We start from the raw sequence: 24,191 nt of genomic DNA, 5'->3' as shown, positions 1-24,191 counted from the left end.
GACCCTTAGGCTGGCCCTCCATAGGATTCTTCACGAACAATGCGGGGAATTACTTCACGCGGTTCAATCGTCACGGGCTGATAAACCACCCGCTTCAACTCGGGGTCGTATCGCATTTCAACTGTTCCCGAAATAGGAAAGTCTTTACGAAATGGGTGGCCAATAAAACCATAGTCGGTCAGAATGCGGCGTAAATCCTCATGACCGTCGAACAAAATGCCGAATAAATCAAAGGCTTCGCGCTCGAACCAATTAGCTGAGTTCCACACGGGCACCAGCGATGCGACTACTGGATAGCTATCATCGGGTGCATATACGCGTAAACGTAAGCGTTGATTATGTTGCAGGGAAAGTAAATGCGTAACGACGCCAAAACGTAAGCCAGTCCACGTACCATCGCCATAATCTTGGTAATCTACGCCACACAAATCAATTAGTTGCGCAAAAGCCAATGTCGGATCATCACGTAACATCAAGGCAGCCGCTAAATAATCGTCGGCACCAACCACTAAGGTCACCTCGTTAAGGGCCACCTCTACCGATTTAACCCGTGAACCTAAGACCTTTTGAATGGTTTCAGCAAGATGATGTAAGCGCGCAGACATAGTGGCTCGATTTACGCCTTACGTGCAATGGTGCTGGTGCGACCAATCTTGGCCTGCAATTGAATAATGCCGTAAATTAAGGCTTCTGCTGTCGGGGGACACCCGGGAACATAAATATCAACGGGCACAATTCGATCGCATCCCCGCACAACGGAATAAGAGTAATGGTAATAACCACCGCCGTTAGCACATGAACCCATTGAAATGACCCAGCGTGGCTCAGGCATTTGGTCATATACTTTACGTAAGGCAGGGGCCATTTTGTTACAAAGCGTGCCAGCCACAATCATCAAATCAGATTGCCGCGGTGAAGGACGAAACACTACGCCGAAGCGATCTAAATCGTAACGCGCAGCGCCCGCATGCATCATCTCTACTGCGCAACAAGCTAAACCAAAAGTCATAGGCCACAGAGAACCGGTACGAGTCCAGTTAATCAGCTGATCGGCTGAGGTCGTGATGAAACCTTCCTTCAGTACACCTTCTAAGGCCATAACATTTACTCCCAGTCGAGGGCGCCCTTTTTCCAGATGTAAACAAAGCCAACCACGAATTCCAAGAGGAAGACAAGCATCGAGGCATAGCCTGCCCAACCAATATCTCGTAAAGCTACCCCCCAAGGAAATAGAAAAGCCGTTTCAAGGTCGAACAAAATAAAGAGAATGGCAATGAGGTAATAGCGCACATCAAATTTCATCCGCGCATCTTCAAATGCCTCGAAGCCGCATTCGTAAGGAGAGAGTTTTTCTGCGTTAGGGCTAGAGGGGGCGACTAACTTGCCTAGCAACATAGGCACTAAACCAACGGCAATGCCCACAAGGATAAAAAGCAAAACCGGAAAGTAGTTTGCGAGGTTCAAATTTAGCCTAAATCAGTTATCAAGCGAAGCCTAGATTGCTCTTCTGAAATACAGACAAGATTATAAGGGTTTTCCTCTAGACTAGCTGAAATTCGGGGGAAATAAGCCTATTCTTGGGGCCTGAATATGCGGCTTAAACCGCACCTAGCCAATGCCCTTCTCACTGACCCCCTATAGTGCTCGGTGGCACCCATCACAAAGGGGGGGAGAGACGGTTTGTTTGCACCCGCAGAAATACATGACCTTACTTTCAGTAGCCGTAAATTCAAAGGGCATACAGTCGGTGATTTGATGCGAGTCATCACAAAAAGGCTGAGTTTTGCTGAGCCCGCAGGAACACCACGCATACGTTTTGCCAGCCTGAACCTCTACAGGATATGGCTCATTCTTGGCGATTTTTCTTTCCATTGCATGCCCCTATTCAATTAAACCAACGGATCATTCATCTGATCATGAAATTCAGCCAAACTAAGGGCATCACTAATTTCTCTCGGCAAGGCATCGCGTGCAGAAAAAACCCCTAATATTTTTCCATCATCAGCAACAATGGGTAAATGCCTAAAACCGCGTTCAATCATGATCATTACTGCATGTGACACAATCATTTCAGGGGGCACACAATGGGGATTAGGAGTCATCACCTGAGATACAAGCGTTTTTTCTGGAATCAAGCCCTTAGCTAATACCCGCGTCATTAAATCGCGCTCGGTCACAATACCCTCTAAGACGCCATTTGGTGAAATAATTAGGACGCTGCCACAGTTTGCCTTGGTCATCGTGCGCGCTGCATCTAGAATGGTCGCGCTCGGCGGCAAACGCACTAAGTTACTATGCACAATAGATTTGGAGACAGATCGTTCAGTCATCATTCGCACCTAAAAAAATAAATGTTTTATCGTAAGGAGGCGTTTATTTTTGCCAAAGCCTCAGACCCTGGACATAGCTCAGCTACACCCAAAGAATTCAACGGTTCTACACACGTATTTAACGCTTCATGTAAATCGCTGGCAAGCGGATCTAAATACAGCAAACCCGTCACCACTTCGCCGCGTTCTTGATGTTCATTGATGTAGCTTAAGGCTGCATAGCGATTAGTGGGATCATAATTATCATCCAATTTACGCAACCTTAAATAACTACCATCATGCTGTAGTACTTCAACCACTTCGCCAGGGGCATACGCAGTGGTAATTTCCGAGTGCTGGGAGATAAAATCAATACGACTAACTGCTTCATTATGTTGCCTTACATAATCGTAACTTTTAGTACTACCGCCATGATTATTAAAAGTGACGCAGGGGCTAATTACGTCAATAAAAGCTGCGCCACCATGACCAATCGCGCCTTTAATCAAAGGCACTAATTGTTCTTTATCACCAGAAAAACTGCGCGCTACATAGGTCGCGCCCAACTGTAAAGCTAAGCCCACTAAATCAATTGGGCTATCGTTATTAACAATCCCCTTCTTGCTTTTCGAACCACGATCGGCAGTGGCAGAAAATTGCCCTTTAGTGAGGCCATAGACACCGTTATTTTCAACGATGTAAGTCATTCTTACACTCCGCCGCATGGCGTTGGCAAATTGACCTAAACCAATTGAAGCAGAATCACCATCGCCCGAAACGCCTAAATATAAAAGGTCACGATTCGCTAAATTAGCGCCAGTTAATACTGAGGGCATTCTGCCATGCACGGTATTAAACCCATGGGAAGCGCCCAGAAAATAGTCAGGAGTTTTAGAGCTGCATCCAATACCTGATAATTTAGCGACTCGATGCGGTTCAATATCCATTTCCCAGCAAGCCTGCACAATTGCTGCAGAAATTGAGTCATGCCCGCAACCTGCACATAAGGTAGAAATACGCCCCTCATAATCACGTCTGGTATAGCCCACCTTATTGGTACTTAAACTCGGGTGATGCATGCTCGGCTTAGCAATGTACGTCATGCTGATTCTTTCTTCATGATGATTCCTTCTCTAGGCGTGCATTCGATTTGGTGGAGGCCTCTGCTTTCAAATATTGATTGATCGCCGCCACTATAAAACGTGCGGTAATAGGCGTCCCGTCATAATGCAATATTTTGATGAGATGAGCTGGATCAATGGCTAATTCAGTCGTTAGCAAGGTATGCATTTGGGCATCGCGATTCTGCTCGACCACAAAAACTTTCTCATGCTGGGCAATAAAATCACTAACCACCTTAGAAAAAGGAAAAGCCCGAATTCGCATCGCATCAAGCACGATGTTATCAGCCCGCAGCACATCGAGCGTTTCTTGCATTGCTGGGCTGGTTGAGCCGAAATAAATTACTCCAAATTGGCTGGGGGTTTTGCCTTGCTCAATTATTGGCTGCGGCACTAAATCCGCTGCCACTTTAAATTTCTGTATTAAGCGCTCCATGTTGTAAATATAGTCAGGCCCTCGCTCAGAATAACGAGCATAGGGGTCACGGGTTGTGCCGCGGGTAAAAAAACTACCCTTAGTGGGATGAGTACCCGGTAAAGTACGCCAAGGAATACCATCGCCATCAACATCTTTATAGCGGCCAAAATCTTTCCCCGCTTCTAGGTCTGCGAATGACATCACCTTGCCTCGGTAATATGCTTCCCGTTCATCCCACGAAAATGGTTTGCTTAAACGCTGATTCATGCCAATATCTAAATCGGTCATTAAAAATATAGGGGTCTGTAATAACTCAGCTAAATCTAGCGCCGCGGCTGATTGCTCGAAGCATTCATAGGGATCTTCAGGAAAAAGTAAAACATGTTTAGTATCGCCATGCGAGGCATAAGCACAGGCCAGCAAATCTGATTGCTGAGTTCTAGTCGGCATTCCCGTGGAAGGCCCACCCCGCTGTACATCAATAATGACAACCGGAATTTCAGCAAAGTAAGCCAAGCCAATAAATTCTGTCATCAGCGAAATACCTGGGCCTGAGGTCGCAGTGAATGCCCGCGCCCCATTCCAAGCAGCGCCAATAATAATACCAATTGAAGCTAACTCATCTTCAGCTTGAATGATGGCAAAACGATCATGCCCAGTTTTTTTGTCGACTCGAAAACGTTCACAATATTTTTGGAAGGCTTCTGGAACCGAAGATGACGGTGTAATTGGATACCAAGCTGCCACGGTCGCGCCACCATAAACACAGCCCAACGCAATGGCGCTATTGCCATCAATAAAAATTTTCTCCCCGACTTGATCTTCACGGCGCACTTGAATACCCAAGGCATCTTTAAAATGCTTTTGAATGTAGTTATAGCCTAAATGAAAAGCTTTAATATTAGAATCAAGCAAAATTTCCTTGCCTTTATATTGCTCAGCAAACAATTTTTCAAAAACCGCAGTATCGACCTTTAACAAAGCCGATAAAGCGCCAACATAAATAATATTTTTAAATAATTGACGTTGGCGGGCATCGGGATAATTAGCATTACTAATTTCAGTTAGAGGTACGCCAATGGTATGCACGTCTTGGCGAAATTGAGTCTCAGGTATCGAGCGAGTTGAATCATAAAAAAGATAACCATTGGGCTCAATTTCGGCGACATCGGCATCCCAAGTTTGGGGATTCATCGCTACCATGATGTCAACCCCTCCTCGGCGCCCTAAATATCCTTTAGAGCAAACGCGCGCCTCATACCAAGTTGGCATACCCTGAATATTGCTCGGAAAAATATTTCGCGGGCTAACTGGCACACCCATCCGTAGAATAGCTTTAGCAAAGAGCTCATTGGCAGAAGCAGATCCAGAGCCGTTGACATTAGCAAACTTAATTACGAAATCATTAATCGCTTCAATACGCTTCATACCAACTCCACCGGGAGGTGCAATTTTTGGTCTCGGCATGCTGGGCCAGCCTGCGTCGTTTCTAACAAAAATTTCTGCATATCCCATGCGCCAGTTGGGCACCGCTCGGCACATAAGCCGCAGTGTAAGCAGACGTCCTCATCTTTCACCATCACTCGCCCCGATTTCAGATTCGCTGAGACATAAAGCGCTTGGGTGAGATTAGTAGCGGGTGCTTTTAAACGTAAACGCAAATCAGGCTCATCACCGTTTTCAGTGAAGGTAATACAGTCCATTGGGCAGATATCCACACAGGCATCGCACTCAATGCAAGTTTCACGAGTAAAGACAGTTTCGACATCGCAATTTAAACAACGATTGGCCTCTTTAAATGCAGTAGCGGCGTCAAAGCCTAATTCAACCTCAACCCGAATATTGGCTAATGCCTTTGCTGCTTCAGCCCATGGCACTGGAAAGCGTAAATCTACAGACACATCATTGTGATAGCTCCACTCATGAATCCCCATTTTTTGTGACATTAAATTGGTGCGGGGAGGCGGTCTAAGGTCTGGCGATTCATGATGTAGAAAACGATCGATTGAGACCGCTACTTCATGACCATGCGCTACTGCAGTAATAATATTTTTGGGGCCAAATGCGGCATCGCCACCAAAGAACACCAGCGGATTGGTTGATTGAAAAGAAATCGCATCTAGCTCTGGCAGGCCATGGCGATTAAACTGAATACCGCTATTTGCCTCAATCCAAGGAAAGGCATTTTCTTGTCCCACAGCTAATAACACCGTATCGCATTCAATAAAGATATCGGCCTCGCCATTAGAGATTAATTTCCGTTCGCCCTGTTCGTTATAAACCGCCTCGACTACCGCAAACGTCATGCCAATTAATTTACCGTTTTGCACCTCGAAAGTTTTTGGCACATGAAAGTTAATAATTGGAATCCCTTCATGAATCGCATCCTCTTTTTCCCAAGGCGAGGCTTTCATTTCATCAAAGCCGCTGCGCACAATGACTTTAATATCCGTGCTGCCTAACCGTCTAGCCGAACGGCAACAATCCATTGCGGTATTCCCACCGCCTAACACAATCACTTTTTTGCCAATGCTCGTAATATGCCCGAAAGAAACAGAAGCCAACCAATCAATTCCAATATAAATTTGCTCGGCTGCTGCTTGGCGTCCAGGCAGATCTAGATCTCTGCCACGGGGAGCCCCAGAGCCCACATAAACTGCATCGAAACCAGCGGCTAACAAAGCACTCATTGAAGTAATGCGCTCACCACCTTTAAAGTGAACCCCCAAATCGAGGATATATCCAGTCTCCTCATCAATTACCGATTCGGGCAAACGAAAACGCGGTATTTGTGAACGAATAAATCCCCCAGCTCGCTGCTCGCCATCGAACACTGTTACTTCATAACCTAAAGGTGCTAAATCGCGGGCTACCGTTAACGATGATGGACCAGCGCCCACACAAGCAATGCGTTTACCATTTTTTTTTGCTATCTTAGGCATCCGTGCCTTCACATCGTCTTTAAAATCAGCGGCAACGCGTTTTAAACGACAAATGGCTACTGGTTCAGGATCAGCGCCATTATTCTCTTCCACTCTACCGCGACGACAGGCGGGCTCGCACGGGCGGTCACAGGTGCGGCCGAGAATTCCAGGAAAGACGTTCGATACCCAATTAACCATATAGGCATCGGTATATTGACCCTGTGCAATGAGGCGGATATATTCAGGAACAGGGGTGTGAGCTGGGCATGCCCACTGACAATCGACTACTTTATGAAAATAAGCAGGATTATTAATATTAGTAGCTTGCAAAGCTATCCCCTATTCGTGGATTAATCAAGTTTTATAAGCGAATTTATAAATAGTATTATGCTTGCCCATTCTACCCATTTTCTGCGAGCTAAAGTAAAACCCTAACCGGCTAAAAATAGCAAAATATGTCCTTCAATTCTGATCTCTGTTTCCTTCCGGCTACGCAACTAGCAATGCTCATGCGTACCAAAAAACTATCAGCCACACAAGTAATTCAAGCACACTTAGATCAAATTGAACGCTTCAATCCTACCCTAAATGCTATCGTTACCCTCACTGCAGATTCAGCCATGCAAGAGGCTCACAGGGCCGACTTACAAATCGCAACTGGCGCACCTATTGGGGTCTTACATGGCTTACCAGTGGCCCACAAAGATTTATTTCTCACTAAAGGGGTGAGAACCACCTTTGGCTCGCTAGCCTTCAAAGACTACGTACCAGAAGTAGATTCATTGCCAGTTGAACGGCTTAAAAAAGCTGGCGCTATTAGTTTAGGCAAAACTAATACGCCTGAGTTTGGGGCTGGTAGTCAAACTTTTAATGCTGTATTTGGCGCTACCCCAAACCCTTACGATTTGAGTAAAACCTGTGGTGGCTCTTCTGGTGGGGGTGCCGTTGCTTTAGCTACTGGCATGATTGCTTTAGCCGATGGCACCGATTTAGGTGGCTCGCTGCGCAATCCAGCCAATTTTTGCAATGTGGTGGGTTTACGCCCCTCAGTTGGTCGCGTGCCCAATTGGCCCGATCAGTTAGGCTGGTACACCATGAGTGTAGCGGGACCCATGGCCCGCAATGTGCCTGATTTAGCCTTAGCGATGTCAGCCATGGCGGGGCCTGATGATCGCTCACCGATTGCACTTGAGGCCCCTGGCACTATTTTTAACCAGCCACTAAGCCGAGATTTCCGTGGCGTCAAAATCGCCTTTAGCGCAAACTTGGGTGGACTACCCGTCGAGCCTGCAGTCGCTACCGTTTTAGAAGCTTCACGCTCGGTCTTTGAGGCATTGGGCTGTGAAGTAGTCAACGCCGAACCCGATATTGCCGAAGCAGATGAGATCTTTATGTTGTGGCGCGCATGGCGTACTGAGCTGCGCATCACCCCTTTGATGGCAGAACATGGTAAAAAATTCAAAGATACGGTCATTTGGAATGCCGAACAAGGCATACCCATCACTGGGCCCCAGTTGGCTCGTGCTGAAGCTAAACGCACCGAGCTCTACCACCGCATGCGCGAATTTATGGCTCAATATGAGTTTTTAATCTTGCCCGTTAATCAAGTTCTGCCCTTTTCGCTTGATCTCGACTATCCACGCGATATCAATGGGGTGCCGATGCAGACCTATATCGACTGGCAGAAATCACTCTATTTAATTAGCGCTTTAGGCAATCCGGCTATTTCAGTGCCGGGCGGGTTTACTGCTACTGGGCTGCCAGTAGGCGTCCAAATTGTCGGGCGCCACCGCGCCGACTTTGACGTTTTGCAATTAGCGTATGCTTTTGAACAAAGCACCCAATTTGGTCTAACACGACCTCCAATTTGCTTGTAATATAGAAAAAATAATCAGGAGACCATATGACATCCCTTAGCAAAATTGTTTTAACGGGCATTTGCACCTTTATTATTTTAATCAATCCAGTTGCGGCAGCCGACTATCCCGAGCGACCAATTAAATGGGTCGTACCTTATCCCCCTGCTGGCACTACAGATGTCCTTGCTCGCATTATGGCTCAACCATTAACACAACTATTAGGGCAAAGTGTTATTGTTGAAAATAAGCCTGGTGGCGGTAATAATATTGGCACTGAATTTGTCATTAAGTCGGCGCCCGATGGTTACACGATGTTGCTCGTCAATCCAGCTAATGGTATTAATGCCTCGCTTTACAAAAATCTGAATTACAACTTTATACGTGATATCGCTCCCGTAGCTGGCATTGTGCGTACCCCGAATGTAATGGTCATTCCACCCTCATTGCCCATTAAAACAGTGGCTGAATTTATTGCTTACTGCAAAGCTAATCCCGGCAAAGTCAATATGGCATCCTCGGGTAGTGGCACTTCAGTGCATTTATCAGGCGAACTATTTAAATCGATGACGGGTTGTAATATGTTGCATGTTCCCTATAAAGGCGCAGGCCCAGCTTTAGTAGACCTGATGGCTGGTCAAGTACAAGTCTTATTTGATAACTTGCCTTCATCTGCAGGCCATATTAAGTCTGGCAGTCTGCGTGCCTTAGCGGTTACCTCTGCGGCGCGTGACCCTTCTTTGCCCAATGTACCCACGATCGCAGAAACTGTTCCTGGCTATGAAGCTACTGCTTGGTTTGGCATTGGTATGCCAAAGGGTTCACCACGCGCTGCAATTGATCGAGTAAACGCCGAAGTAAATCGCATTTTGGCAGAACCAAAAATGCGAGAAAAACTTGCAGAGCTAGGTGGAGTACCCATTCCTGGTACGCCAGAAGATTTTGGCAAAATTATTGCAGCTGAAACTCAAAAATGGGAAAAGGTGGTGAAAGCCTCTGGTGCGTCAGTCGATTAGCCTATCAAAAATTCAGGCTAGAATCACGCATCCCTTCTCATTAAAGCTGCCCATGCCCGCCAAGCTATTTAAAATTCTATCCCTCTTCACGGTTGGGATTTTGCTCACTGCCTGCGCAAGCCATGAAATTGTTATTAGCTCGGATGAAGTTGCCTCGGTAGCAAAAGCGACTCAAATTAAAACTTCGACTACTGATCAAAGTGTGACTTATATTGGGCCAGAAATTTTTACTATCGGCGCAGATAATACTAGTGAGCAGTTTGGTTTAGTAGCTACTAAAAATTCACATGGGCATGTGACCTATCGCGCAGTGGGAAAACTCATTTACTTGAATGGAATGCGTGAATATCAATCGGCTCAAATCGTGAATGGTGCAACTGTGCCATTTAAATCGCTTAATCGAATGGCCGGCCCATGCGGTTCTATGGGTTGCGAATTTGGTGAGGAAATTTCAATCGAGCTTAGCGAAGACTTTTTGGTTCAAAAAAAGAAAACCGGCTTTGAAATTAATGTCAGCTCTAAAAAAGGTATTACTAATACCCTCTTCTTTTCCATCTCTTATCTGACGGGCTATATGAGCGTGTTGGGTAAATAATGGAAGCCCTTGATACAGAGAGGTATAGTGTATTTTAAAACTGATTAAAAATATTGAGGGCATATAAAAATGTATATGCGTTCCCCTCAATATGATCCGTTGGCATGTATTTTAAAGCTGATTTATTGGTTGAGAGGGGAGAAACAACTTGAATCATTTCAGCCGGAATTTTAATAGCCGTTTTAATTTTTGCCGCATATTTTCCCAATAAAACATCATAATTATTAGGACTTACTACGGAGTCTTGGTCGAGCGTAATGATAGATACACTCCGATTCGGTATGTTACTTAAATTTACATCTGCTGCTACTAGCGCAGCATTGAGTTTAGCGCCAATTGCAGTGCTGCCATTAGCAAGATCCTCCGAACTCAGTAAAGAGAAGGCGCTATTATGCGACGATATAAAAAGCATTAATTCATTTTCTATAAAGGTATAGTTACCCATAGTTTTGCCAAAGGCACTATTAAGCACTTGAGATGCAGGAGAGGTAGCACTCAATCTAAAAGATTGGGCCAAATTATATTTTGTCGCACCAAATTTGCATTTAGCTTGATCAGCTAGTAATGAATTACCACAAGTCAGAGCATAAAAGGCAGGATTAAATAAGCTGAAATCAGCATTCAGTGAATAGGTAGCAAAAGACAACATCGCATCAGCAAATAATGCGGGTTTAACTCCATTAGTTAGCCATTGATTTTGAATATTAAATAAGTTTGGAGACTTACTCACATCTGCAAATAAAAAACTTTTTGTTACATCGGATGTGCTGTATGCACCCTCGGCGCCAACCGAATGGGTTAAGGTATAGAAGGCGTCTAACACTTTTGGGTTATCGTTTATATAAGCATTGAACCACAGAGAATATGCCCCACCTTCAGAATAACCGATTGAAAATAATTTTAACTTATCGGTGGCAACATAACCGTATTGACTTTGAATGCTTTGCTTGACTGCGCTTAGCATATCAATTGCTGTTTTAGCAGTTGCTTGTGGATAGATAACATATGGGTGTACATCCCCATAATTAGCTCCCTGACCAATATAGTCGGGTAGCACCACAATATAACCTTGCGAGGTGAACACAGATAAAGCCAGTAAAGTGTTAGGACTTGAAATATTTGATCCAACATCTTGATTATCTAGTTGAGTCCCATGAAAATAGGTGATAACCCCCTTGATTTTCGACTTTTCAATTCCCGTTGGCATAGCCAACCCACCAGAAACTGTAAATGTTTGGTTGCCATTCGGTAGAGGTACAGTAGTGGCGTAATTTATAGAAGAAAAATTAACTCCTGTTACTCCTACGCTATTATTCAGAATTGGTTTTTTGTTTAAATCAAAATTTCCAGTTTCAGGTTGACTGGCAATATATGCAATATTTGCTTGGCACTGGGCCGATGCAAGACTGCCTCCTTGATCAAGCTGGCAAAAATTTGATTCATAAACTCGCTCGAGACACTCTACAGTAGGCGAAGAACCGCAAGTTGGTGCGGCGCTAGAATAGTACCCACCTAGGTTAGGTCCCGCTGGATACCCTGAATTATTATTTCCTATAGTATCTACTGCGGCGGCCATAGGAATGGCTGAGGCTGCATTATTTGCAGGTGTAGTACTTGATATGCTGCCTTCACCACCACAAGCGGACACGATAAATACTGTACTTAAAGAAACTAGGAACAAAGAAAGTTTTGTATTCATTCGCTACTCCGCATAAATATGTTAATTTATTACACGCCTAATAATAGTAACAAATATTTTACAGTAGATGATGCAAAATATGAAGGTCAAGTCTACTTATCGGGGGAGCTCGATAACAATAATACTGAATCCTGCCAAATAGCATTTAAAAATCATTTGGTGCCGACGGCGAGACTCGAACTCGCACAGCCTAAGCCACTACCCCCTCAAGATAGCGTGTCTACCAATTTCACCACGTCGGCATATTACAAAATGACTGAACATCTAAAATTTTACAACTTCCTGTCAAAATAGGAATTACTTTGGTACTACTGGCTTACCGACATCTTTAGCTGCGGCAGGCTCTGTTGCTGAAGCTGGTGCGGCAGCATTTTTTGCTGGGCTAGCTGGAGGTGCATTTGGCGCAACAGGCGCTACTGGCACTGGCACATCACCAGTCGCAGGTAGCGTAGACCCTGAGAGTACGCCAGGCACGGTAGTTTTTTTATTGCCCACCCAAGTAAGCCCCAAAGTACTTAAGAAAAATACGGTGGCAAAAATAGCAGTGGCATGTGAAAGAAAATTAGCCGAGCCACTGGCACCAAAGACACTACCGGAAGCGCCAGAGCCAAATGCAGCACCCATATCAGCACCCTTACCTTGCTGCAATAAAACTAAGCCAATTACGCTTAAGGCAGAAACTATCTGCAATACAGTTAATAGGGTTAAAAACCATTCCATACTCAATCTCCAATAAAATATTTACGCTCTGCAAATCGCAAGAAAATCGTGTGCTATTAACGAAGCGCCGCCCACTAAAGCGCCATCAATATCAGGCATGACAAATAATTCCGCAGCATTCTCAGGTTTAACACTACCACCATATAAAATAGCTATATGTGAAGCGACTTCTTCATTAAATTCAGCCAATTGGTAGCGAATAGCGCGGTGCATATCTTGAGCTACTTGGGCTGTAGCTACTTTACCGGTGCCTATAGCCCATACAGGCTCGTAAGCAATTAAAGAGTCGACCAAGCGATCTTGCAAAACTGCAACTTGACGTGCAATTTGTGAGCGCACCACTTCTTCTGCTCGACCTGAATTACGCTGATCGGCAGTTTCACCCACACAAATTATGGGAGTTAAGCCATGGTCTAAAGCAAGTAATGCTTTCTCGGCAATATGTTCATCAGTTTCGTGGTGTAACTCACGCCGCTCGGAATGGCCAACAATGACATAAGAACAGGCAAGCTCAGCTAACATGGGAGCAGATACTTCACCGGTATAGGGGCCATCAAGATGAGCTGATACGTCTTGTGCGCCTAAGCTGAGGGTGGCAATTCCGCCGGCGCGAATTAACTCTGCACATTGAGCTAAATAAGGAAATGGTGCACATACCGCATACCGTCGACCCGAAGGCATGCCCTGCTCCATTGTGCGACATACCTCTTGAAACCAAGTTTGATTACGGCTAAAGCTGCCGTGCATTTTCCAATTAGCAATAATAATGAGTGGGCGCATATGCTGAATTAAGCCGAGAGAATAATTTTGCCCACATGCTCGCTCGATTCCATTAAGCGATGCGCAGCGGCAGCGTCATTCATGCTGAAGGTTTTATAAATTACAGGCTTTAATTGACCAGCATTTAGTAAAGGCCAAATTTGTGAATACAAAGCTTGCGCAATTTGCTTTTTAAAAGCAACTGGTCTCGGTCGTAAAGTAGAGCCGGTAATCGTTAGGCGCCGCCGTAAAATTTGACCCGTATTGACTTCTGCCTTCGAGCCACCTTGAATTGCAATAATCACAATGCGGCCATCATCGGCCAAGCAATCAATTTCGCGCTGTACGTAGGCACCTGTAACCATATCTAAAATTACATTCACGCCTTTGTCATTAGTCGCCTTTTTAACTTCTACAACAAAATCTTGGGTTTTATAATTAATGGCAACATCGGCGCCTAACTTTATACAAGCAGCGCATTTTTCATCGCTACCTGCAGTAACTAAAACACGATGACCTAGAGCCTTGGCAATTAATATCGCAGTAACCCCGATACCGCTAGACCCGCCCTGCACTAATAAAGTTTCGCCCTTAGCCAGCGCACCGCGCATGAAGACATTGCTCCATACGGTAAAAAAGGTTTCGGGTAAGGCTGCCGCTTCTAGGTCGCTAAAACCAATTGGATAAGGCAAACATTGCGCAATGGGAGCCAAACATAAATCAGCGTAACCACCGCCCTGCACCAAGGCACAGACTTTATCGCCTAACTTAAGGCCAAAAGTATTGTCGGCATGCGCTAAATCGCCACCGATAATCTCGCCAGCGACTTCAAGGCCGGGGATATCAGAGGCGCCAGCAGGAACGGGGTAATGACCCTTGCGTTGCAATACATCGGGGCGATTAATACCAGCAGCTAAAACCCGAATTAACACTTCGCCAGAACCCGCCGCTGGTACAGCAGGATCAGGACGAGTGCTTGAAACTAAGACTTCAGGCGCACCGTGTTCACGAATTTCAATCACGCGCATCGGTCATCTCCGTTCACAATCAGATCATTTGTCTAAGTAAAAACTCTTTTACTTAGACCGTTTCACCATTCGCAGGTGAACTTTCAGCAGATTCAGCAGTAGGCGAGCTACTAGCACCAGCCGCTAAGGGTGCAATTGTGCCACCCTCTTCAGCCATTGCTGCTTTTAATGACAGGCGTAAACGACCACGTTCATCGGCAGCCAATAGCTTCACTCGCACAATTTGACCTTCCTGCAAATAATCTTTGACTTCTTTCACGCGCTCATTAGCAATTTCGGAAATATGCAAAAGACCATCTTTGCCGGGCAGAATATTAATTAAGGCGCCAAATTCAAGCAACTTCACTACAGGGCCTTCATAAATCTTGCCTACCTCAGCTTCAGCGGTAATGCCCTCAATTCGGCTCTTTGCTTCAGCTAAGCCATCAGCGCTGGTAGAGGCAATGGTAACCGTACCATCATCTTCAATATTGATGCTGCAACCCGTTTCTTTAGTTAAGGCTTGAATGGTAGCGCCACCCTTACCGATTACTTCACGAATTTTATCGGGATGAATTTTGAAGGACACCATTCTGGGAGCATGCTCTGATAACTCGGTACGAACCGAGCCCATCGCTTCTTGCATTTTGCTCAGAATATGTAGACGACCTTCTTTAGCTTGCGCTAAAGCCACTTGCATAATTTCCTTGGTAATGCCTTGTACTTTGATATCCATTTGCAAAGCGGTAATGCCATTTGCTGTGCCGGCTACCTTGAAGTCCATATCGCCTAAATGATCTTCATCACCCAAAATATCAGTTAAGACAGCAAATCGGTTGCCATCTAAAATGAGGCCCATTGCTACGCCAGCAACGTGTGCTTTAACAGGGACACCTGCATCCATTAAGGCTAAACAACCACCGCAGACTGAAGCCATCGATGAAGAACCATTTGATTCAGTAATTTCAGAAACAACTCGAATGCTATAAGCAAAATCTTCTGGGTTTGGTAACACAGGAATGAGTGCGCGCTTCGCTAAACGACCATGGCCAATTTCGCGACGCTTCGGGCTACCAACCCGACCGGTTTCACCAGTAGCGAATGGAGGCATGTTGTAGTGGAACATGAAACGATCACGGTGCTCGCCTTCAAGTGCATCGATAATTTGTTCGTCGCGTGCGGTGCCCAAGGTAGCAACTACCAAAGCCTGGGTTTCACCACGGGTAAAGAGCGCTGAACCATGGGTACGAGGCAAAACACCACTACGAATTTCAATTGGGCGAACAGTGCGAGTATCGCGCCCGTCAATCCGGGGTTCACCATTCAAAATCTGACTACGCACAATTTTGCCTTCAATCTCAAACAAAATATTACCCACAGCAACTTCATCTATATCACCGTCAAGCGCTAACTTAGCCAACACTTCTTTATTAATTTCTTTGAGCTTGGTTGAGCGCGCTTGTTTCTGGCGCATTTGATAGGCCTCACGTAAAGGCGCCTCAGCAAGGGCTGTCACCTTGGCAATTAATGGCTCATCCTTCGGTGCGGCTTGCCAATCCCATTCGGGTTTACCAGCTTCGCGGACCATTTCTTGAATGGCGTTAATCGCAATTTGCATTTGATCGTGGCCATAAACGACTGCACCCAACATCACATCTTCTGGTAATTGTTGTGCTTCAGACTCAACCATTAACACTGCGGCCTGCGTACCAGCCACAATTAAATCGAGATTGCTGGTTGCTTGCTCAGCACGGGTTGGATTAAGTAAATACTGACCATCACGATAACCCACGCGGGCCGCACCAATGGGGCCATTAAACGGAATTCCTGAAATCGATAAAGCCGCTGATGCAGCAATTAAGGCAGGAATGTCTGAAGGAATGTCGGGGTTAATCGATAAAACATGAATGACCACTTGCACTTCATTATAAAAACCTTCAGGAAATAGCGGGCGAATTGGGCGATCGATTAAACGCGAAATTAAGGTTTCGCCTTCTGATGGACGTCCTTCACGGCGGAAAAAGCCACCAGGAATTTTGCCTGCGGCATAGGTTTTTTCTAAATAATCAACCGTAAGAGGGAAAAAATCTTGCCCGGGTTTTGCTGATTTTGAAGCTACAACAGTGGCTAATACCACCGTATCGCCTATATCTACCATAACCGCACCGCCAGATTGACGCGCGATTTCACCCGTTTCCATTGTTACTTGCTGTTGGCCCCATTGAAAGGTCTTTACTACTTTATTAAACATGGTCATTTTTTCATTCTCCAAATTGTGCTTGTGCATTCCAAATGGATGCTAAAACAAGCTACTTAACGCTCGCCGAGGAAATGCAGCGCCTCGACTACGCTGGAGCAATTCGAGATTACAAGGGATGCCATTCCAGTGAGGCACTCAGCGCAGGGCAATGGGGGCTGAGAGACGCATTGGAATGACACGATCCCCTAAACAGGTAATCTAGAAGCACTCAAACTGCTACTAAATGCCAGCCAATTACTTACGGAGGCCTAACTTCTCAATCAACGCGCGATAACGATCCAGATCTTTACCCTTGAGATAATCCAAGAGACGACGACGACGCGAAACCATCTTCAACAAACCACGACGGCTGTGATGATCTTTGGCGTTTGCCTTGAAATGGGGTGTAAGGTCGTTGATACGAGCGGTTAATAAGGCCACTTGAACTTCAGGGCTACCCGTATCATTTGCGCTACGCGCGTTTTCTTTGACGATTTCCGCCGTTTGACTATGAACTACTGACATCGTATTACTCCTTACTTGCGAACACCCGAGCTTTCACCCTTTTAGTGTCGTGCGATTAAAAAAAGCTTTATAAATCAAAGCCATCGAATTGTAGCAGAATTCAAAATAGAGGGCAATCTGCTTGATATAAGGCAGCTTATGGGGTCATTTGGGCGTTTAACTTCACATGCCGTGGATCGTAAAGCTTGTTTAAGGCAGATAAATAGGCTTTAGCTGAAGCTGCAATGATGTCAGGATCGGTACCCACCCCATTCACAATACGTCCTCCTTTTGCCAAGCGCACAGTCACTTCACCCTGCGATTGGGTGCCAGAAGTAATCGCATTAACCGAGTACAAAAGCTGTTCAGCACCACTTTTAGCTAAAGTCTCAATTGCGTTTAAGCTCGCATCAACCGGCCCATTGCCTTCAGCCTCTGCACTGACGTCGGTATCACCCATGCGAAAACTCACTCGAGCCATTGGTCTTTCACCGGTTTTAGAGTGCTGGCTAATGCCAATAAAATGATAAAAATCGTGTTCTTCAGCATGAGCAGCCTCCGACATAATCGAAATAATGTCTTCGTCGAAGATTTCCGCTTTTTGATCTGCCAAGGTTTTAAAGCGCACAAATGCTTCATTAAAGTCGGCCTCCGACTCTAAAGTTAAGCCCAAATCATCTAAGCGTTGTTTAAATGCATTTCGACCAGATAACTTACCCAAGACTATTTTATTTGCTGACCAACCTACATCTTCAGCCCGCATAATTTCATAGGTTTCGCGGGCTTTCAAAATACCATCTTGATGAATACCAGAGGCATGTGAAAACGCATTAGCTCCAACCACGGCTTTATTGGGCTGCACGACAAAGCCCGTAATGTGGGAAACCAATTTTGAAGCCGGCACAATTTGAGTGGCATCAATTGTTGAAACTAAATTGAAGTAGTCTTTACGGGTGCGCAAAGCCATCACAATTTCTTCCAATGAAGTATTACCAGCGCGCTCACCTAAACCATTAATCGTGCACTCAACTTGTCGAGCCCCGCCAATCTTCACCCCAGCCAAAGAATTAGCCACCGCCATACCTAAATCGTTATGACAATGTACCGACCAAACCGCTTTATCCGAATTAGGCACGCGGGTACGCAAAGTTTTAATAAACTCGCCATATAACTCAGGAATGGCATAGCCAACGGTATCGGGAACATTAATGGTTGTTGCTCCAGCATCGATAACGGCTTCAAATACGCGACACAAAAAATCCATTTCTGAGCGATACCCGTCTTCAGCTGAAAATTCCACATCATTAGCTAAGTTACGTGCGAAGCGAACTGAGCGTATCGCTTGATCTAAGACTTGGTCGGGTGTCATCCGCAATTTCACTTCCATGTGCAATGGGCTAGTGGCAATAAAAGTATGAATCCGCTTTGAATTAGCGGCCTTTAATGCATCGGCAGCCCGCGTAATATCACGATCATTGGCACGCGCTAAAGAACAAACAGTGGAATCTTTCACGACTGCAGCAACTGCCGAAATCGCGTCAAAATCACCTTCTGAGCTAGCCGCAAAGCCTGCTTCGATCACATCCACCTTAAGGCGCTCAAGTTGTCGCGCAATGCGGACTTTTTCGTCTTTAGTCATCGAGGCGCCAGGCGACTGCTCGCCATCGCGCAAGGTGGTATCAAAAATAATTAATTTGTCTGTCATGGTTACTCTCCAATAAATCGCTACTCATCGATCTGCACTGCATTACGCAAACTACAAAACAAAAACCCCAGCAATTTGCTGGGGCCGGTATGTTTGGATTAATGAATCAATCTGGTTTCATTAACTCAAGGCTTACCCGCCCCAAGCGCTAGGCTTAGTGCTAATAGAAGCAGGGCTAAATTAGGGGTTAAATTCATCAACATAGATAAACTATACATCAAATTAGTTTACTTAGCCTTTAGCGGCAAAGCGACGCCAAGCCCAAATGACATATCCTGAGACTGAATAGGCAACAAAAACAGCAAATAAGGTCACCGGGGGGTTTGATGAAATCAGCACAAAACCCAGAATTAGCAAGACCATAACCCAAAATGGCACGCGGTAGCGCACATCTAAGGCTTTGCCGCTATAAAAGTAGCCATTAGAAACCATCGTTAAACCAGCATAAACCGTTATAAAGAAAGTCACCCAAGGAATGGCGTAATCTTTAACGGGCAACTTATTGTCATCAGCCAACCAAATAAAGCCTGCTAATAAAGCGGCGGCGGCTGGGCTTGGCAGGCCTTGAAAAAATTTCTTATCAACGACGCCGGTATTAATATTGAAACGTGCTAGTCGTAAGGCTGCACCAGCACAATAAGTAAAGGCAGCTAACCAGCCCCATTTACCTAAATCTTTTAAAACCCACTCGTACGCCACCAAAGCCGGCGCAACGCCAAATGAAACCATGTCAGATAAAGAATCATATTGCTCACCAAAAGCGCTTTGGGTATTGGTCATCCTTGCTACCCGACCGTCCATGCCATCTAAAACTAAGGCTGCGAAAATTGCAATTGCCGCAGTTTCAAATTGGTGGTTCATGCCATTCACGATCGCAAAGAAACCACAAAATAAAGCAGCGGTTGTAAACGCATTAGGTAACAAATAAATTCCCTTGCTACGCAGGCGAGGCTTCAATTCAATTTCTTGCTCAACCTCAAAATCAGGATGATCGTCGGCCGCGCTATGCGTATCTCCATTCCAAGCATCGCCTTCGCGACCTAAAGTACGCTGGCGCTTTAAACGGCTACGATCGAATCGTAAACGGCGACGAAATGGCATTACGTATCTAAACCCGGTAAACGCGCTAGCGCAGTTTTAGTCGCAAAAACAATATCGCCCACACTCACTAATGGCTCAGCGGTTAGAGGTAAGTACACATCAACCCGCGAACCAAAGCGAATGAAACCATAGCGCTCACCCCTTTTTACGCGGTCGCCAACATGCACATAACATAAAATGCGCCGTGCAATGAGCCCTGCTACCTGCACTAAAGTAATGATTTGGCTGTTAGCCTCAATTACTACAGCATTGCGTTCATTCTGCGTAGAGGCTTTGTCCAAATCGGCATTCACAAACGAGCCCGGAAAATATTGAATGCTACGTATATGCCCCGTCACTGCAATTCGGTTCGAGTGCACATTAAAAACATTCATAAAGACACTCATTTTTAATGCCTCGCGATCAGCATAGGGGTCATTACACACCTCAACCGCAACAATTCGGCCGTCAGCAGGCGACACTACTAAATCGCGACCTAATGGAGCAATACGCTGTGGGTCACGAAAAAACTGCAAGACAAAAAAGAAAATGAGCCACAGCGGCCACGACCACAATAAACCGCCAAAATGCTGCACGATCAAAATAACGATCGCCAAACCAATTAAATAAGGCCAGCCTTCTTTAGCAATAAGGGGATGGGGATACATCATCGAAACTGGCCTATATCCACTTAGTTTTTCGCTTTATCGACTAATTTATTTTTCGCAATCCACGGCATCATCGCGCGTAACTTAGCACCAACCTCTTCAATCTGATGTTCTTCAGTTAAACGACGACGGGAAATTAAAGTGGGCGCACCCGCTCTATTCTCCAAAATAAAGCTCTTTGCATACTCACCAGTTTGAATATCTTTCAAACACTGACGCATGACATTTTTAGTTTCTTCAGTCACAATGCGTGGCCCAGAAACATATTCACCATACTCGGCATTATTCGAAATCGAGTAATTCATGTTGGCAATACCGCCTTCATAAATTAAATCAACAATGAGCTTTAATTCATGTAAACATTCAAAGTAAGCCATTTCAGGCGCATAGCCAGCTTCAACCAAAGTTTCAAAACCCGCTTTAATTAACTCAACCGTGCCGCCGCACAACACTGCTTGCTCACCAAATAAATCGGTCTCAGTTTCTTCGCGGAAATTCGTTTCAATAATGCCGGCGCGTCCACCGCCATTGGCAGTGGCATAAGAGAGTGCGACATCACGAGCATGACCTGATTTATCTTGATATACCGCAATGAGATGAGGCACGCCACCACCTTGGGTATACGTATTTCGCACGGTATGACCAGGCGCTTTAGGGGCAATCATGATCACATCTAAGTCGGCGCGTGGCACTACTTGACCATAATGCACATTAAAACCATGGGCAAATGCTAAGGCTGCGCCCTGCTTAATATTGTTATGTACTTCCGCTTTATAAACCGCACCAATATCTTCATCGGGCAATAACATCATCACCACATCGGCGTCCTTAACGGCATCGGCCACTTCTTTCACTGCTAAACCGGCTTGTTCAGCTTTTTTCCATGAAGCGCCATGTTTACGCAAGCCCACCGTAACATTGACACCAGAATCTTTCAGATTTAAGGCATGTGCATGACCCTGTGAACCATAACCAATGATGGTCACATTTTTTCCTTTAATTAAGGATAGATCTGCATCTTTATCGTAAAACACTCTCATACTATTTCCTTCTTGTTGATATAAGTTATCGCTATTACAAAATAAACTACCAATTACACTTTAAGAATACGCTCACCCCGACCAATGCCTGTTGCGCCAGAACGGACGGTTTCTAAAATAGAAACTCGATCAATCGAATCGATAAACGCATCTAACTTCGTGCTATCGCCAGTTAATTCGATGGTGTAGCATTTATCAGTCACATCGATAATGCGCCCACGAAAAATATCGGCGGTACGCTTTAATTCTTCGCGTTCCTTGCCAACTGCCCGTACTTTAATCATCATTAATTCACGCTCAATATGTGGGCCTTCAGTCAAATCAAATACCTTGACAACTTCAACCAAGCGATTCAAGTGCTTAGTAATTTGCTCAATAACATCATCCGAGCCAATCGTGACGATAGTCATACGTGATAGTGAGGGATCTTCAGTTGGCGCAACGCTTAGCGTTTCAATGTTGTAACCACGCGCCGAAAATAAACCCACCACGCGGGACAAGGCGCCAGGTTCATTTTCAAGTAAAACTGAAATAATGTGACGCATTACAACTCCTCGCTACCTAACAGCATTTCAGTAATGCCTTTGCCCGACTGCACCATCGGCCAGACGTTTTCTTCTGGATCGGTTTGAAAATCCATAAAAACTGTGCGATCTTTAAGGCGAATAGCTTCTTTTAAAGCAGGCTCAACATCGGCTTTCTTTTCAATTAACATGCCGACGTGACCAAAGGCTTCCGCTAACTTCACAAAGTCTGGCAAGGAATCCATGTAAGAACTGGAATAGCGGCGGTTATAGGTGAGTTCTTGCCACTGCCGTACCATACCCAAGTAGCGATTGTTTAATGAAACAATTTTGACTGGTGTGTTGTATTGCTTGCAAGTCGACAATTCTTGAATACACATTTGAATCGAGCCCTCACCCGTAATAGTGAAGACATCTTTATCAGGAAAGGCTTTTTTAATCCCCATGGCATAAGGCAAACCAACCCCCATCGTGCCTAGGCCTCCTGAATTGATCCAGCGTCGGGGTTGATCAAATTTATAAAACTGTGCTGCCCACATTTGATGCTGGCCAACGTCGGAGCAAATAAAGGCATCGCCTCCAGTCAATTCAAATAACTTCTCAACGACATACTGTGGCTTAACAATTTGTGAGTCGCGATCATATTTAAGACAATCTTTCTTACGCCACTCATTAATTTGTTGCCACCATGCGGCGAGCTTAGTATCATTTTTTAATGGGCCAGCGGCCTGCAATTGCGCGGTCATCTCGACCAATACCTCTTTGAGATCGCCAACAATGGGTACATCTACCTTAACCCGCTTCGAAATGACGGATGGATCAATATCAATATGAATAATTTTGCGCGGATGACTGGCAAAATGTTCGGGATTACCAATAACGCGGTCGTCAAAGCGTGCACCAATCGCAATTAAGACATCGCTATGTTGCATGGCCATATTCGCTTCATACGTTCCATGCATACCGAGCATGCCCAAAAATTGGGGGCTCGTACCAGGAAAGCCGCCCAAACCCATCAATGTATTAGTGACGGGGTAACCTAATAAATCAGCAAAGGCTTTTAATTCCGGCGCTGCATTGCCTAAAATGATGCCGCCGCCAGTATAAATATAAGGACGTTCAGCTTGCTGCAGCAAGGCTACAGCCTTACGAATTTGCCCGCTATGACCCTTTACCACTGGGTTATAAGACCGCATTGTTAACTCAGCAGGATAGTAAAACGGGGCCTTCGCTGCCGAAACGTCTTTGGGTATATCAACCAAAACAGGACCAGGACGCCCAGTTTGAGCGATATGAAAGGCTTTTTTCAAGGTTAAAGCTAAATCCTTAACGTCCTTAACTAAAAAATTATGCTTAACGATTGGCCGCGTAATACCAACGGTATCCGCCTCTTGAAACGCATCTTCACCAATCGCATAAGTAGGTACGTTGCCAGAAATAATCACCATGGGAATTGAATCGGTATACGCTGTAGCAATACCGGTAACAGCATTAGTTACGCCAGGGCCCGAAGTAACTAAGGCAACACCAACCTTACCAGTCGCACGCGCATAGCCATCGGCAGCATGCACTGCTGCTTGCTCATGGCGCACCAAAATGTGTTCAAACTTATCTTGTTTAAAGATTTCATCATAAATAAAGAGGACCGCACCACCGGGATAACCCCAAACATACTCAACGCCCTCAGCATGCAAAGCATGAACGAGCATTTCGGCGCCAATCATTTCGGGGCCAGTATTTTGAGAAACGGTGGGGGTATTAGCCTTTGAGGCCAAGAATTCTGCGCTGCTGGTATTCATTTCATTTCCTTTGCAATTTTCGGCAAAAAATTGTTTAGTCAGCCCTTTCCTAGACTTTTGGACCTGGTTCGGGCGGCGCTGCTGCTTAAAATTAAAGCAAAAATAAAAGCCACTTCTTGAATGGTTTTTAAATACTGAGCCTTAGATTGTAAAGCAATACCCTAGAATGGGGGTGAAAACCCTTATTTAACCGTGAATTCGTCCTTTT

At 45.2% G+C, this 24,191-nt stretch carries 23 protein-coding genes and 1 tRNA gene; 3 read left to right on the top strand and 21 right to left on the bottom strand.

Annotated features, from left to right (window positions below; genetic code table 11):
• Positions 1-5: 5 nt before the first annotated feature.
• The 8 genes from LZT21_RS05320 to LZT21_RS05285 form a co-directional block, all read right to left on the bottom strand.
• Positions 6-605 (bottom strand): NADH-quinone oxidoreductase subunit C, encoded by a 600-nt coding sequence (locus LZT21_RS05320; RefSeq protein ID WP_233936258.1) that lies wholly within the window; start codon positions 603-605, stop codon positions 6-8.
• Positions 606-616: 11 nt separating this feature from the next.
• The gene (locus tag LZT21_RS05315) at positions 617-1,099 is read right to left on the bottom strand and encodes an NADH-quinone oxidoreductase subunit B family protein (RefSeq protein ID WP_108468834.1); all 483 of its coding nucleotides are present in this window, start codon (positions 1,097-1,099) and stop codon (positions 617-619) included.
• A gap of 5 nt (positions 1,100-1,104) precedes the next feature.
• Positions 1,105-1,464, bottom strand: coding sequence for an NADH-quinone oxidoreductase subunit A (locus tag LZT21_RS05310; RefSeq protein WP_233989717.1), 360 nt, complete (start codon positions 1,462-1,464; stop codon positions 1,105-1,107).
• A gap of 171 nt (positions 1,465-1,635) precedes the next feature.
• Complete coding sequence (locus tag LZT21_RS05305) at positions 1,636-1,872, bottom strand: CDGSH iron-sulfur domain-containing protein (RefSeq protein ID WP_233936254.1); 237 nt, start codon at positions 1,870-1,872, stop codon at positions 1,636-1,638.
• A 17-nt stretch (positions 1,873-1,889) separates the two neighbouring features.
• The gene (locus tag LZT21_RS05300) at positions 1,890-2,330 is read right to left on the bottom strand and encodes a cyclic nucleotide-binding/CBS domain-containing protein (RefSeq protein WP_233936252.1); all 441 of its coding nucleotides are present in this window, start codon (positions 2,328-2,330) and stop codon (positions 1,890-1,892) included.
• A 26-nt stretch (positions 2,331-2,356) separates the two neighbouring features.
• A complete protein-coding gene (locus tag LZT21_RS05295) occupies positions 2,357-3,412 on the bottom strand; it encodes a 2-oxoacid:ferredoxin oxidoreductase subunit beta (RefSeq protein ID WP_233936243.1) in 1,056 nt (351 codons plus the stop codon).
• A 13-nt stretch (positions 3,413-3,425) separates the two neighbouring features.
• Positions 3,426-5,276, bottom strand: coding sequence for a 2-oxoacid:acceptor oxidoreductase subunit alpha (locus LZT21_RS05290; RefSeq protein ID WP_233989797.1), 1,851 nt, complete (start codon positions 5,274-5,276; stop codon positions 3,426-3,428).
• Positions 5,273-7,102: an FAD-dependent oxidoreductase gene (locus tag LZT21_RS05285; protein WP_233989715.1), complete on the bottom strand. Its 1,830-nt coding sequence runs from the start codon at positions 7,100-7,102 to the stop codon at positions 5,273-5,275. Before LZT21_RS05285 ends, LZT21_RS05290 begins: the two co-directional genes overlap by 4 nt.
• Before the next feature lie 125 nt (positions 7,103-7,227).
• On the opposite strand from LZT21_RS05285, the gene LZT21_RS05280 reads away from it, so the two are divergent.
• Genes LZT21_RS05280 through LZT21_RS05270 form a run of 3 tightly spaced genes read left to right on the top strand, consistent with a single transcriptional unit; the run spans position 7,228 to position 10,239 of the window.
• Positions 7,228-8,649 (top strand): amidase, encoded by a 1,422-nt coding sequence (locus LZT21_RS05280; protein ID WP_233989714.1) that lies wholly within the window; start codon positions 7,228-7,230, stop codon positions 8,647-8,649.
• A gap of 26 nt (positions 8,650-8,675) precedes the next feature.
• Positions 8,676-9,644: a tripartite tricarboxylate transporter substrate binding protein gene (locus LZT21_RS05275; protein ID WP_233989713.1), complete on the top strand. Its 969-nt coding sequence runs from the start codon at positions 8,676-8,678 to the stop codon at positions 9,642-9,644.
• A gap of 52 nt (positions 9,645-9,696) precedes the next feature.
• Positions 9,697-10,239, top strand: coding sequence for a hypothetical protein (locus tag LZT21_RS05270; protein WP_233936234.1), 543 nt, complete (start codon positions 9,697-9,699; stop codon positions 10,237-10,239).
• A gap of 34 nt (positions 10,240-10,273) precedes the next feature.
• Here LZT21_RS05270 and LZT21_RS05265 read toward each other — a convergent pair whose 3' ends face one another.
• From LZT21_RS05265 to LZT21_RS05205, 13 genes are all read right to left on the bottom strand, one after another.
• Positions 10,274-11,938 (bottom strand): prolyl oligopeptidase family serine peptidase, encoded by a 1,665-nt coding sequence (locus LZT21_RS05265; protein ID WP_233989712.1) that lies wholly within the window; start codon positions 11,936-11,938, stop codon positions 10,274-10,276.
• 157 nt (positions 11,939-12,095) lie between these two features.
• Positions 12,096-12,180, bottom strand: a tRNA-Leu gene (locus tag LZT21_RS05260).
• Positions 12,181-12,235: 55 nt separating this feature from the next.
• The gene (gene secG / locus LZT21_RS05255; protein WP_233989711.1) at positions 12,236-12,658 is read right to left on the bottom strand and encodes a preprotein translocase subunit SecG; all 423 of its coding nucleotides are present in this window, start codon (positions 12,656-12,658) and stop codon (positions 12,236-12,238) included.
• A 21-nt stretch (positions 12,659-12,679) separates the two neighbouring features.
• Positions 12,680-13,438, bottom strand: a complete 759-nt coding sequence (gene tpiA, locus LZT21_RS05250; protein ID WP_233936221.1) for a triose-phosphate isomerase — start codon at positions 13,436-13,438, stop codon at positions 12,680-12,682.
• 8 nt (positions 13,439-13,446) lie between these two features.
• Positions 13,447-14,445, bottom strand: coding sequence for an NAD(P)H-quinone oxidoreductase (locus tag LZT21_RS05245; protein WP_233936214.1), 999 nt, complete (start codon positions 14,443-14,445; stop codon positions 13,447-13,449).
• Positions 14,446-14,497: 52 nt separating this feature from the next.
• The gene (gene pnp / locus LZT21_RS05240) at positions 14,498-16,681 is read right to left on the bottom strand and encodes a polyribonucleotide nucleotidyltransferase (RefSeq protein ID WP_233989710.1); all 2,184 of its coding nucleotides are present in this window, start codon (positions 16,679-16,681) and stop codon (positions 14,498-14,500) included.
• Between the two features lie 237 nt (positions 16,682-16,918).
• Positions 16,919-17,188 carry a 30S ribosomal protein S15 gene (gene rpsO, locus LZT21_RS05235; protein WP_233923981.1) on the bottom strand — a complete coding sequence of 90 codons (270 nt, stop codon included), beginning with the start codon at positions 17,186-17,188 and terminating at the stop codon, positions 16,919-16,921.
• A 136-nt stretch (positions 17,189-17,324) separates the two neighbouring features.
• On the bottom strand, positions 17,325-18,872 hold the full coding sequence (locus LZT21_RS05230) for a 2-isopropylmalate synthase (RefSeq protein ID WP_233989709.1): 1,548 nt from the start codon (positions 18,870-18,872) through the stop codon (positions 17,325-17,327).
• A gap of 231 nt (positions 18,873-19,103) precedes the next feature.
• A complete protein-coding gene (pssA, locus tag LZT21_RS05225) occupies positions 19,104-19,973 on the bottom strand; it encodes a CDP-diacylglycerol--serine O-phosphatidyltransferase (protein WP_233936205.1) in 870 nt (289 codons plus the stop codon).
• Positions 19,973-20,623 (bottom strand): phosphatidylserine decarboxylase, encoded by a 651-nt coding sequence (locus LZT21_RS05220; protein ID WP_233923978.1) that lies wholly within the window; start codon positions 20,621-20,623, stop codon positions 19,973-19,975. Before LZT21_RS05220 ends, pssA begins: the two co-directional genes overlap by 1 nt.
• 20 nt (positions 20,624-20,643) lie before the next feature.
• Positions 20,644-21,660: a ketol-acid reductoisomerase gene (gene ilvC, locus LZT21_RS05215; protein WP_233923977.1), complete on the bottom strand. Its 1,017-nt coding sequence runs from the start codon at positions 21,658-21,660 to the stop codon at positions 20,644-20,646.
• A 53-nt stretch (positions 21,661-21,713) separates the two neighbouring features.
• Complete coding sequence (gene ilvN, locus LZT21_RS05210; RefSeq protein ID WP_233923976.1) at positions 21,714-22,205, bottom strand: acetolactate synthase small subunit; 492 nt, start codon at positions 22,203-22,205, stop codon at positions 21,714-21,716.
• Positions 22,205-23,983: an acetolactate synthase 3 catalytic subunit gene (locus LZT21_RS05205; protein ID WP_233936203.1), complete on the bottom strand. Its 1,779-nt coding sequence runs from the start codon at positions 23,981-23,983 to the stop codon at positions 22,205-22,207. Before LZT21_RS05205 ends, ilvN begins: the two co-directional genes overlap by 1 nt.
• Between the last annotated feature and the right edge of the window lie 208 nt (positions 23,984-24,191).

The organism is Polynucleobacter sp. IMCC 30228, from assembly GCF_021395205.1.
In the GTDB taxonomy this organism is placed as follows: domain Bacteria; phylum Pseudomonadota; class Gammaproteobacteria; order Burkholderiales; family Burkholderiaceae; genus Polynucleobacter.
This window is presented reverse-complemented; position numbering and strand designations above follow the sequence as displayed.